The following is a 12,105-nucleotide window of genomic DNA, read 5'->3' on the forward strand; positions in this document are numbered from 1 at the left end:
ACCATTAAAAGGGATAGGCTCATTATAGGGCTTGGCTTAGCGGAAGACAAACCGCTCCCCTGCGAAGGAGACTTCTTCTCCTACCGCAAGACGATGCTCCTGGTGAGGGGCAAGCCAGATCTCTTCCCCCCGCGTCCGGCAAATGGTCCCATTCAAAGAGGACAGGTCTTCCAGATAGACTCCATCCCTCCTTCGATAGAGAACCGCGTGCATCCGGCTGATTCCCTGACACTTGAGGATGATCTGATTGTCCGACCCTGAGCCGATGTGGCAGATCAGCCCCTGCATCTGAAAACTGTCCAGATCCCCCTGCCCCTGATAGGCAAAATACCCCTGGCTGCAGCGAGGATCCGTCTTGTCCTCCCGGCCTCTTGTCATCTCCGGCACAAGCAATACCGTCTCATCTGACTCCGTCCAATCCTCATCAAACTGGACCGGAATCTCTTCTTTCGCCGGCGGAATCAGAATCCTTGCCCGCTGGCCCAATCGGTACTTAAGACTCTTCTTCTTGTGAAGCGCTCCCTCTCTGATACAAGAACTCAGGCGTCGAATCAAGCGCTTCAGAGGAGATTGATCTTCCAATAGTTCCAGGGGAATCTCCTCATCGGAATCTGCCAGATGATGGTGGAAGAGCCGCGTGACCGCGTCCTCCTGCGGGGCCAGCCCTTTTCGTCTTCCTGCCCTCTCGCAGTCTGTACTCCCGTGATCTGTCGCCCGATCACCTGCCCCCAAAGAACCCGTCGCTTCGAAATCAGCTTCTTTGGGATCCGTCGGTCCGAAATCTCCATCCCCGGGGCCCTGCTCTCTTTCGACCTCTTCCCGCTTTACACCTAGAGGCGGGAGTTCTTCCAGGAGATCCTGCATCCGGTAAGAACCGGTCGCTAGCATCTCGTAGAGCTTGTAACAGGTCTCCCGCAGGACTTCATCCTCGTGATCCAAAACCATGAGCAGGTATTCAAAGATGGAAAGCAAGGTCCCCTCTCCCTCCGGAATACAAAGAGGACAGTAGCAGAGGCTCAGTCTCCCGCCTCCCCGGTGCAAATCCAGGTAGAGAGTCTCCGCGGCAAGAAAGATCGCCTGCTCCGAGATCAGATAGCGTTCCAGTTCTCCGAAGGCCTGTACCAGTCCCATAAGAATTCCTCGCAGGAGCTCTGTATCAAGCCTCCCGCCCTGGTCCAGATAGTCCTTGAGAGATCGCTTTCCGCTGACTTCGTACCATACCTGCCTCAGGTCATTTTCATCTACGGTGTGATAGGGCAGGAGGCAGGACAGGCTCTGTCCTCGCAGCATCCGATCTCCAAAGCCCTCCTCTGCGGCTCTTCCCTCCAAGATCATATAGATCTGCTGTCTGTTTCTGGAATAGCGGTACTTCATCATCACTTCCCCCGGATCCGCTCAATGACCTCCGTCGCCGTTTCAGCCAGACGGAAACGATCTGCCGCCTCGGAAGAGCTCCTGTGATTGATCTGCCTGCTGATCGTTCGAATGACTTCCATGTCCTCCCGAAAGACCTCAAAGGCAAGCAGGATCCCGGCTGCGATCAGGATCAGCGATATAGAAATAATCACGGATGCCTCCACGGTATATACAGCAGACAGCCAGAGCAGATTTCTATCCCCCATTTCTCTTCCCCCTCAAATACTTTCCCTTTCTACCGACCCACGCCCCGCCATTTCCCATTTCATGCCCCCGGGCAGCCGGTTCAGAAGCACCCGGACAGCCGTTCTGCCATTTCGACCAGAAGACCGGTCAGACTCAAGATGGGAACAAAGGGAAGCGCATACCCTCGAAGCACCCTTCCCTTCCCTCGACGTCTTCCCCACAGACAGGCGCAGATTCCCCACCCGGCCGTTGCGGCTGAGGCCAGCCAGAAAATCACAAGTGCCGGTCCTCCCCCGAGGGCAACCCCCAGAAGCATCACAAGAAGGGCATCTCCCCTGCCAATGGCCCCGCGGCTTAAGATCGAAAGCAAAAAGAGCAGGAGGCCAAGGAGGAGGCCAGCTCCCATCTCCCAGACCGTCAACCGATGGCTCAAGAAATTCATCGGGCCAAACAGGAGCATTCCCGCCAGTGGCAGAGGCCAGAATATCTGCCGATAGCGCAGGTCCTGGTAGGATGTGACAGCGAATATCAAGCCCAATAGAAGGTCCAGGGCCAACACATAATTTCCCTCCATATGCTTTTTCTCCCCGATCTCCTCTGCCTTTCCTTGTCTCCCGATGACCTCCGAATTCTCACAGGATCTTTCGCGTTCAGGGGCCCCGCTCCCCCGATGTCTTCCCGCCGCCTGCACAGCTGGGACATGCGTGATATCCCCGGGTCAGGGCCTCCTCCCGTGAAATGCGTCGCACATGCCTCCGCAGCGCCGGACTGTCCAGTCGGTTATGGTAGACCAGGCCGTCTTCTGTGATATAGAAGATCCGGTTCTCCTCTCCCTTGCCGATTTTCTTGGGACAGGACGGACCGGGCCTGTATCTGGCCCCGGCATCATTTCTCGCCTTGGCCAAATCCCTGCCGAAAATCGCATGGATCCTCGGATTCAGGTAGATACAGGCCGGATCCCTGTGATAGGCCACTCCCCGGTCCGTCACATAGACCATTGCACCCGTCTCTTCCTTTTCCTTCGGATCCCAGCCGGTCCAGCGTCTCTGATTGACAGTCACTGTCATCCGGGCTTCTTTTCTCCCCAAGAGAGGAAGGGGCAGTCGAATCCGATACTCCGCCACGGCGTGAATCTCCCTCTCATCCATCCGGCTCCCGGCATAAGAAATTCCCAACCAGCCCCCGCGGATCAGCTTGGGATTGACTCCCTGCCGAATCATGTTGGCCTCCGTCAGAGCTCCGATCTCAAACGCATTTCCCCTCTTCCCCGGAAGAAGAGACATCTGCCTGGTCACCTGCCGGAGAGCCGTCTGCACCTGAAACTGCAGGGTGAAGACCTGGATCAGACAGATGGCAAGGGCCATTGCTGCAATGAAAAGCGGGAGGATAAGACTTGCTTCTATGGTGTAAGAGGCCGGCAGATTCCACCGGCCCCTTTTCCCCCGCCTCTTGCGGAAAGAATTTCTGGAACTATAGAAACGACAGGAGCTGTGTCGAGGTGCCTCTAGATGGAACTTTAAATTGGATCTTGGATGAGCTGTTCGATGATATGACCTTGTGAAAAGAGAGTTTTTTAAATGTAGGGTGAATAAGTTACTAAAATGATTCCATAGCAGATGTAGAGACACCTCGACACAGCTCCTTTCCTCCGCCTCCCGGGTCATGCTTCCCCTTTTTCCTGTCTGCCCCGGGCCGGGACATTGATGGATAGTCACCGGTCCCGGATCGAATCACTGGTATGTGCACAGCTCTTCATACTCCCTCTGGTAGCAGGGTTGCATGCTCTTCATCGGCAAGACCTTGAAATATGGGCTTGCTTCATACGCATAGTACATCTTAAGGCCGCAGATCATGTGGTCCACGCAGCATGCCCCATAATCGGGCTCCTGCCTGATGCTGGCCTCCATCAGATCCATGGCCCTTATGGCAATTTCCTCACTGTCTGCCAATAGAAGCAGAGCCATCAGATACATATCATAGGTCACTCCGCCGGCTGACTCACGCGCCTTAACCCTGCTGTCGAAATAGGCGGGAAATTCATAGATATCGCTGGTCCAATCGGCCGGGCTCTTGAGAAGGGCCGCCTTCCCTCCTGACAAAATCAGGCGAAGGTCAAGGACGCTCTCCAGATATGCCCAGGCCGCTACGATCCCTCCCTTGACCAGCTGCAGGATCGCCGGATTCATGCTTGCTCCGGCCAGAACGACTGCGAGCTCTTCCACCTGTGCCATCCGGGCCGGATCTGCCAGAAGACACCTGCAGTTATCCAGTTCCCGAAGTGCCAGAAGCCGGACCACCATAGCCTCCAGATTGGCAGAATCCCCCTCCTTCCCGCAGAGGATATATTCCATCTCATAGGAGAAGGCGTGCCCCTTCCCCCGTGTCTTCCCAAAACGCGAGAAATGATCCCGCAAATATAGTCGAAACAGCGCCTGATCCTTCCCATCCGCCTCTTCCTTCCCCTCATAGGTCCCCCGGATTCTCTTTCGCTTGGACGGGCGATCCCCGTCTGCCGGCCTCCTCTCTGAGAGCTTGCAATCAGCCGGCAGGACCTGCCCAAGAATGGCCTTATTCTTCCAGTCCAGCGCAGCCTGAATGGGATTTATCTTAGGCTGTCTTACTCCGAGGCCCGGGGGTTCGATTCGTCCCCCGCTCTCTCCCGCAGGCTCAGCGCCATCCTCTGCGGAGGGATCTGATCTGTCCTCTTTTCCACGGTCCTCCCCCTTTGCCTTACGCAGATCCTCCAGGGTCTTCTTCCCATCCCTGAGCATCGCCGCTAGGTCCGGCTTGTCTTCGGAAGACTCCTTCCCGCGGATATAAGAAAGGAGCTTGTCAAGACCGGCTTCTCCCACTTGGCTTGCCTCCTGCCTGGCCGCCTGCCTGATCAACGGCCCTGCCCCATGATCTGTCAGCAGCTGATAGGACAAAGCTGCGCAGGAGGTCAGCTTTGTCTGATAGAGCGAATCCTCCAGTTCCTCATCCAAGCGAACCCGGAGTCTCTGCTCCAGCTCCGACAGGTCAAATAGATCCTTCCCGTAGCCGACATCCAGTCCCAGAATTCCGTACTCCTCCCAGAGGACCCGGTTATATTCTCCCATAGCCCCTTCCGTCGCATATGCTGACATCTGTCTTTGCCCTGCGACAAGCCCGATCAGGTGTACTCCCTCGGCCAGTGTCAGAAGAAGGGTCATAAGCAGCATCAGGATCAGGCTCAGAAAAACTGTCACGGAAGCCTCTAGCCGATAATGGTCCGGCTCTGTTGCGTAATGGCCTTCCAGATATTGCTGACCAGAGTTGTGATTTGTTTCTGGAAGATGATAACAATCCCGATCAGGACTACCAGAATTAAAATGATCTCCACCGTTCCGATCCCATCTTCCTCCCAGACCAATTCTCTTCCCTTTTCCCATAACCACTTCATTCTCCTACCTCCTCACAAATGGATAAAAAGTGCCGGTGCCATCAGGATCACCAGGATCACTGCCATCAGCCCCACCATAGGCAGCAGCAGTCCGGTAGACGCCTCATCTCCCCTTCTCTTACAGCGAAGGCGGCCGGCCTCCCTCGCCCTCTGCTCTTCCTCCTCGAGCAGGCCTGCCAGACGCCGGTTTCCCCTCTGCAGGTTTTGTATGAGCAGCATGGACAGTTTTCGATAAGATGCCGTCGGACAGAGGTCCGGCCAGGCCTCGTAAATCTCCCGCTCTGACCGTCCCTCTCGCATCCTCTGTACCAGGAGAAAGAGGGCCTCATAACCTGTGCGAACCGGTCCGGCGCGTTTGCGTCGCCTCTCATAGGAGATGCTCATGCGCTCAAGCGCATTTTGAGCTGTCACGCCTGCTGACAGGTAGAGGGAGAGCTCGCTGACGATCGCCGGATAATCCCGGTCCGCTCCCTCTCTTTGTCTTCGACCGGCTTCCAGTTGACTTCGCTTCCCGGCAAAAAGCATGAGGACAGCCCCGATCAAGCCGAGCAAGAGGAGCTTCTCCCCCCTCCAGGAATAGGGTCTTCGCCAGTGAATGGAATTCCCCTTGAAATCCTGTGTCGGAAGCTTCAATTGGTCGCTCTCCCGCCCCTTCTCCTCCTGCCCTGCCAGTTCCCGGCCCAGTCTGGTCCGGTAGCCCTCTTTGGTCTCCTTGGGATAGGCCTTCGCGAGAAGAAGAATCTTGTCCTCTTTGCGGCGACTTCCGCAGATATAGGAGACCGATGCCGTGATGACCCGGTCCTCCGCGAGAAGTTCCCGGTGCAGACGTCCGTTCTCCTCCAGGATTCCCTCCGGCTGCAGGTTCCAGTGAAGGGCTACCAGTCCTTCCTGAAGACGTTGCGGAAGGGACAGGTCCCGGTCCAGCTTCCGGATCAAAGATCCCTTATCTCCTGTCTGCCCCCCAACTTGCTCGCCTGCAGGCAGAAGTTCGGTGCGCTCCGAAAGCAATCGCTTTACTTCCTCTTCTGCCGCCCGAATCTTGGCCTCTTCCTCCTCCCCGGTCAATTTCCTCCCCTCAACCGTCAGCCGATAGGGAATATCTCCCTCCTTGGTCCCGGCGATCAATGCCTCCTCCCGGCTGAGTTCCCCGCTCTTCGGCCGCAGCAGGCTGTCAACCGGTCTGCCGGACGCAAGGAACTCTGATCCCGAGATTAGAACTGCTGCCATCTCTGCTCCCAGGAGCAGGCGACAGGCCTTCCTGGGGCATGCTCTGCCGTGCCTTCCGCGCCTTCGCAGACAGAGGATGGTCCCCAGCAGAACAATCAGACTGATCATGCCTTCCCCCTTTCTGTCTTCTGCTTATCCCGATCCCGGTCTCCTGAGAGTCCTAGACCTGCATGACCCGATAGATGATCCTCTCCCCGAGAAGAAACATCCCCAGGTAAAGTCCCAGGCACAGGCTCATGATAACCATCCCGATCGGGCTGTCATAGAGTGGCTCAAGGTAGGTCCCCGCGGTCATCCGGACATAGGAGAGAACCGCCAGCGGCATGACCGACATCAGCCTCTGCTCATACTCCTTGGCTGCCAGATTCGCCGCCATCTCCTCTTTCAGTTCGACCCTGGCCGCAATCGACTGGGCGCTCTTCTCCAGAAAACAGCTGTAATCTCCGCCAAGCCGCCTCGCGAAAGCCATCAAGTCGGCTAAGTCTTCCGCCTCCTCGTACCCGAGCTCGGAAGCCATCTCAAAGAGTCCCTCCTCCAGGGGAACCTGCAGCTGTATGCAGGCGGAAAGCTTTCGGGCCGCCACAAGAAGCGTACTGTCTTCCGGTGTGATTTTCCCAAGTTCCTCTCCCGCAGTGCAAAAGGCGTTCTCTGCAGAGTATCCGTTGCGAAGGGCAGATGCCAGAAGTCTGAGATAGTCCCGAAACTCCCCCAGGAAAATCCCATAGGCCTTCTGCTCCCTCTGCTTCTTCAGATAGGGCCCGAGTCCCAGGTAGATCGGGACGGCAAGAGAAAGAGCCCAGACTCGGTTGTAGAAGAGCCAGGCCACGGCAAGAGCAAGCAGACCGCTGATCCACACTCTTCTCAGAGGTCGATTCCGGCCCCCTCTAATTTTCCCCGTCTCTTTAAGCTGTTGACGCATTCCCATCGCCCCATCTCTCCTTCTCCTGCAGCCGCCTCATAGCGAAAAAGGCAGGAGAGCTCGATCTGCCCGTCACACATACCGATCACTTCATTGACCTCCAAGAGCTTACGGCTCCCGTCTCTTAGCCTGCCCAGATGGATGAAAATATCGATTCCCGCCGCGATCTGGCTTAAGATCGCCGGTACAGGCAGCGAGACATCCCCCATCAGAACCATCGTGACCAGACGGGAGATCATATCTCTGGTTGAATTCGCGTGGCCTGTTCCAAGCGTCCCATCGTGTCCCGTATTGGCTGCCTGGAGCATCTCGAGAGCCTCACCCCCTCTGCACTCCCCCACAATGATCCGGTCCGGCCGCATCCGAAGGGCCGTCCTGACCAGATCACGGATGCTGACCTCCAGGCTCCCGTCCATCCCGGCCTCTCTGGCTTCCAGCCGGACCAGGTTGGTCACCCCGGTCAGCTGGAGTTCCGCAGAGTCCTCAATGGTAACCACCCGCTCCCCCTCCGGTATATCATCTGCCAGGGCGTTGAGGAAGGTCGTCTTACCGCTTCCCGTTCCGCCCGAGATGAAGATGTTATAGCCGGCTTTTACGATAGCAGACAAGAAGACACGGATTTCCTCTGAAAGAGAGCCCAGCGCAAGCAGCCGGTCCATCCCGATCCGATCCTTGGGGAAGCGCCGGATCGATACCATGATTCCGTCCACCGCGACCGGCGGCAGGACGATGTGGATCCTGGATCCGTCCTCCCAGCGGGTGTCCGCGATGGGTCGCGACTCGTTGACCAGCGTATTGGTTGCTCCCGCAATCTGCTGGACCAAGTCCGCCAGCTTCTCCTCCGAGACAAACTGCCTTTCGGACCTTCGGATCTTCCCGCCCTCCTCCAGGAAAATCTTCTCATGTCCGTTGATCATAATCTCCGTGATTGAGTCGTCCTCCAACAAGTCCTGCAAGATGTCCAGCTTGCGCAGGGAGTTGAAGAGTTCCCTCTCCATCCGAATCCGGTCCTCCAGATCCAGCGGATGCTCTTCGGCATAGGCCATGAGGATCTCCCGTATGACCCGACGTATCTCCGGATCACTCTTCCTGTGCTCGGCGCTGGGAGTCTGCAGCCGGTCCAAGACCTTACCGTGCAGCTCTTCACGTACTTCATACCACACTTCGGCACGCATCCCGCCCCTCCCAGCGCTGTCTTTGACTGGTCACATAGCGGCCCAGGTTGCCAGCCGCAATCTCCTCCAGACTGAAATTCCACTCGCTGCGGCTTCCCAGGGAGAGAGGCAATTCCAGGATCTCCAGTTCCAGATGCCGAAACTGCCTGCGGAGTGCCCCCTCGGTTCTGGCTGTCAGCCGCCGATAATAAGGCTCCTGCTTGCTCAGGAGAAGCATCTTCCTGCAGTGGTCCAGCATGAGCTGCGCTCCCTGGTGGAAGGAGTCATAGAGCAGGACGATCTTCGCTCCCGTCTCCTGCAGGTCTTCCAGGAGAATCTGCCACTGGTCCGGATTGATTCTTCCAAGCTCGGTCGGGCTGTCCACGGGCGGCATAATTGCCAGAGATCCGTCATAAATCAGAAAATCTGAAAGTACACCTTCATTTACACTCCGCAGATAGAGATAATCGGTCAGCGTTCCCCGCCACCTGCAGGGAAGAAGCTCGCTGAGTCTGGAGTTCTCCTCCAGGTCCAGGAGAATCACCGGCTCATCCTGAGCCATGGACCGGCACATAAGCAGGGTGAAGGCCAACAGCAGATCATGGTGCATGGGAGAATAAATCGCCCAGGCACACTCGCATGCCTGCACATCACAGGCGGCCCTCCTTCGGTCAGCGGCCGCAAGACTCCCCTGACAGGCACCCGCACCCCCGGCAGAGTCCTCGTGCAACTGCAGAGGTCCCGGGTACTTGGCCCGCCCCAGCAGATTCATGAGAAAATCCATGGGCCGGTACTTCTCCATCTCGTCAAGGCCGTATTTCCCCTCTCCCCTCTCCTCCACCAGCTGAAGGGGGTGGCCAGCCTTCCTCCGCAGGTCCTCAAGCAGCCCTTGCCCGCTCAGAATTTCAAGATAGGCCTCTCCCAGAAGGACCAGATCATAATCTGCCCAATCCAGCTGAGACAACCCCTCCTCGAAGGCCTCTGTTTCTGTAAAGGTCCGTATGCCATACTTCTCCCCGCGTCCCATGAGGAACTTCACCAGGGCCGCCACATAATCTCTGTCACTGTCCCCAATCAAAATCTGTATCTGACTCATACTCCCCCACCATTCCTGCTCTTCTTTCCCCCTGCCTTTACTTCTTTTGCGAGAGCCCCTCCTATATACCCGATAGCGCCCGGATACAGGCCAGGAGGAAGAAGCTGCTCCCAATGCAGATCGTAAAGTGAATCTTCTTTCCGCCTTCTCCCGGCCTCCCCATCCACCTGCCGGTCTTCATCCGCCTCCGGAGGCTCCATGCCCCGAGGATGGCTCCCTGCCCCAGAGCAAGTCCCAGCATAAGCCGGTAGAAGTCATGGGGCAGAAGTCCGGCCAGGAGCGCCAGGAGCTTTACATCCCCCGCCCCCAGAGCCCCCGCGAGAAAGAAGATCAGAAGGAATAAGAAGGCCGGGAGGATGGGAAAAAGCATCTTGCCTGCAATCACCGAGAGGGCCCCGGGCTCCGGTCCAAAAGAGATCAGCCCAAGGAGAAATGCCCTTAAGAGCAAGCCGTTCGGTATTCTTCCCTCGCGCAGGTCCTCCCCCAGAGCCAGCGCGATCAGGGCAGATGCCAGCAGTAACTGAAAGTCCATACTGATTCCCCCTTCCGCATCTTCCTCCTGCTTCTTACTCCCGCTTATTCCCTCCGCATCTTACTCCCGCTTCTCTTTCCTTGCCTCCGGTGTCCAAAATATAGCAGGCCGCCCCTTCCGCTTCTATATCGTTTGACGAAAGATTTTTTTCTATTCATTTGTACGAATTGTTTTTCTGTGCAAGGGCGACAAAAAAGTGACGATCCAACTGTCTACTTTGGATAGTCACCTTGTCTTTTTCCTGTGAATTTGATTTTATTTGTCTGCTTATTGCCTTATGTGCATGCCCAAGACGCGGCTTGTGGATATCTTCCGGAGAATTATCTCGGCAATATCGCTAATTGTCGATAAGTCTGTGGACAAGTCGTTTATAAGTCCTGTTTCCCTGTGTATAAACCAAAAATAATTGTTGTTAAATAAGGCTTGTCCGCTTTATAAGTCCGTCCTCCCATCCAGGGCACGGAGGAGGGTCACCTCATCGATATACTCCAGATCGCCCCCGACCGGGACTCCGGAGGCGATTCTGGTCACCCGAATGCCTGTGGGCTTGATCAGCTTGCTGATGTACATGGCCGTCGCCTCTCCCTCCAGGGAAGAATTGGTGGCGATAATAACCTCCTCCACATCCTCCTTCTGCAGACGGACGAGGAGCTCCTTGATCCGGATATCCGCCGGTCCGATCCCCTGCATGGGGGAGATTGCTCCGTGCAGGACATGATAGACACCCTCGTATTTCCCGGTCTTCTCATAGGCCGCCAGATCACGGGTGGATTCAACCACCATGATCTGCTTGTGGTTGCGCCTGGCAGAGGAGCAGATGGGACAGAGTTCCTGGTCGGTCAGGGTAAAACACTCCTTACAGAAACGGACCTTGGCCCTGGCCTCAATCAGGGTCTTCCCCAACTGATCGACCTCCTCTTTTGGCATGCGCAGAATGTGGAAGGCCAATCTCTGGGCCGATTTGGATCCGACCCCCGGAAGCTTCATGAGGACCCCGATCAGCTGGCTGATTTCTCTGCTGTAATATTCCATGGGGGCCCCTTCTTAGAGTCCGAAACCGCCGGTAAAGCGGGACATGGACTGCTGCGAGAAGGAATCCACCTGCTTTAGACCCTCATTGACAGCTGCCAGTATCAGATCCTGCAGCATCTCCACATCCTCGGGATCCACTACCTCCCTGTCAATTTCTATGCTCTTCAGCTCTCTCTTCCCGCTGACAACGACACTGACCGCGCCGCCGCCGGCTGTCGCGGTAAAGTCCTTCTCTTCCAGGTCCGCCTGGGCCTGCTCCATCTGCTTCTGCATCTTCTGGGCCTGCTTCATCAGGTTATTGATGTTTCCTCCTCCGGGAAAACCGCCGCCTCTTCTTGCCATCTCATCCTCCTCTTCTCAGATCAGAACTCTAAATCCAACTCCTCTGCCTTGTGTCTTAAATCTTATATCTTTTAGCCTCTATCCTTCCGGGCCGCAAACTACAGGATGACTTCCCCGGGTCAGGCCCGGCCGGGCGCTTTCCCGGCTCCCCCGCCTAGAAGTCCTCCTCCACCGGCTCGATCCCGGTCTTCTTGGCGAAGAAATCGATCGCATCGGTATAGACCTGCTCCTTGGGCCTGCGATCCTCATTGCCGATCACCTTGACCTTGACCTCTTTCCCGCTGGCCTCGGCCAGAATCTCCCGCAATCGGGCCATGCTGTCTTCCTGCGCCAGCTTCTTTTGGGCCAGTTTCTGGTCGGCCTCCCCCATATCGTATACCAGCAGCAGGTCCCCTGTCTCCGAGACGGAGACCAGGGCCTTATTCAAGAGAGATGCCAGAAGGCGGTCTTCTAAGGAGGCCACGATATTCTTCCACTGGCCAGCCAGCTTGGCGACCTCCTCGGGAATTGCCGCGGGGAGCTTTTTCTTCTCCGGCCTGGCGGGCGCTATATGATCCGCATCCGCCACCGGTCCCCCGGAAGAAGCGGATCCTCCCCGGGACATCCGGGCCGGGACTCCCTCTTCCAACTTCTCCTCCAGAGTCGACAGGCGGTCAATCACGGAATCATAGGAGACCTCCATCTGGGGCTTGCAGAGCTTGATGATAGCGATTTCAATCAGGATCCGCTTCTGACTGGCATAGCGGATCTGGCTGGAGAGATCGCTCAGGATACGAATAT

13 protein-coding genes and 1 pseudogene are annotated in these 12,105 nt (G+C 56.6%); all 14 read right to left on the reverse strand.

Annotated elements, in window-relative coordinates; all coding sequences use genetic code 11:
• Positions 1–36 precede the first annotated feature (36 nt).
• Complete coding sequence (locus tag ACO5R6_RS05805) at positions 37–1,377, reverse strand: DUF6382 and FHA domain-containing protein (protein WP_485626245.1); 1,341 nt, start codon at positions 1,375–1,377, stop codon at positions 37–39.
• Positions 1,377–1,622: a hypothetical protein gene (locus ACO5R6_RS05810; RefSeq protein ID WP_485626246.1), complete on the reverse strand. Its 246-nt coding sequence runs from the start codon at positions 1,620–1,622 to the stop codon at positions 1,377–1,379. The genes ACO5R6_RS05805 and ACO5R6_RS05810 overlap by 1 nt, the downstream gene beginning before the upstream one ends.
• 80 nt (positions 1,623–1,702) lie before the next feature.
• Positions 1,703–2,176 carry a prepilin peptidase gene (locus ACO5R6_RS05815; RefSeq protein WP_485626247.1) on the reverse strand — a complete coding sequence of 158 codons (474 nt, stop codon included), beginning with the start codon at positions 2,174–2,176 and terminating at the stop codon, positions 1,703–1,705.
• A gap of 76 nt (positions 2,177–2,252) precedes the next feature.
• Positions 2,253–2,966, reverse strand: a complete 714-nt coding sequence (locus ACO5R6_RS05820; protein WP_485626248.1) for a hypothetical protein — start codon at positions 2,964–2,966, stop codon at positions 2,253–2,255.
• 366 nt (positions 2,967–3,332) lie between these two features.
• The gene (locus ACO5R6_RS05825) at positions 3,333–4,829 is read right to left on the reverse strand and encodes a DUF5702 domain-containing protein (protein WP_485626249.1); all 1,497 of its coding nucleotides are present in this window, start codon (positions 4,827–4,829) and stop codon (positions 3,333–3,335) included.
• Between the two features lie 8 nt (positions 4,830–4,837).
• Positions 4,838–5,023, reverse strand: coding sequence for a Flp1 family type IVb pilin (locus ACO5R6_RS05830; RefSeq protein ID WP_485626250.1), 186 nt, complete (start codon positions 5,021–5,023; stop codon positions 4,838–4,840).
• A 12-nt stretch (positions 5,024–5,035) separates the two neighbouring features.
• A complete protein-coding gene (locus tag ACO5R6_RS05835) occupies positions 5,036–6,358 on the reverse strand; it encodes a hypothetical protein (protein WP_485626251.1) in 1,323 nt (440 codons plus the stop codon).
• A 52-nt stretch (positions 6,359–6,410) separates the two neighbouring features.
• Positions 6,411–7,106: a type II secretion system F family protein gene (locus tag ACO5R6_RS05840; protein ID WP_485626252.1), complete on the reverse strand. Its 696-nt coding sequence runs from the start codon at positions 7,104–7,106 to the stop codon at positions 6,411–6,413.
• A gap of 5 nt (positions 7,107–7,111) precedes the next feature.
• Positions 7,112–8,344, reverse strand: a complete 1,233-nt coding sequence (locus ACO5R6_RS05845; RefSeq protein WP_485626253.1) for a TadA family conjugal transfer-associated ATPase — start codon at positions 8,342–8,344, stop codon at positions 7,112–7,114.
• Positions 8,322–9,419: a hypothetical protein gene (locus ACO5R6_RS05850; protein WP_485626254.1), complete on the reverse strand. Its 1,098-nt coding sequence runs from the start codon at positions 9,417–9,419 to the stop codon at positions 8,322–8,324. Before ACO5R6_RS05850 ends, ACO5R6_RS05845 begins: the two co-directional genes overlap by 23 nt.
• A gap of 61 nt (positions 9,420–9,480) precedes the next feature.
• A complete protein-coding gene (locus ACO5R6_RS05855; protein ID WP_485626255.1) occupies positions 9,481–9,951 on the reverse strand; it encodes a prepilin peptidase in 471 nt (156 codons plus the stop codon).
• Positions 9,952–10,383: 432 nt separating this feature from the next.
• The gene (gene recR, locus ACO5R6_RS05860) at positions 10,384–10,983 is read right to left on the reverse strand and encodes a recombination mediator RecR (protein ID WP_485626256.1); all 600 of its coding nucleotides are present in this window, start codon (positions 10,981–10,983) and stop codon (positions 10,384–10,386) included.
• 12 nt (positions 10,984–10,995) lie between these two features.
• A complete protein-coding gene (locus tag ACO5R6_RS05865; protein WP_485626257.1) occupies positions 10,996–11,325 on the reverse strand; it encodes a YbaB/EbfC family nucleoid-associated protein in 330 nt (109 codons plus the stop codon).
• Positions 11,326–11,479: 154 nt separating this feature from the next.
• Positions 11,480–12,105 (reverse strand): annotated as a pseudogene (locus tag ACO5R6_RS05870) (DNA polymerase III subunit gamma/tau); the annotation flags it as partial.

It is taken from the genome of Shuttleworthella sp. (assembly GCF_057251025.1).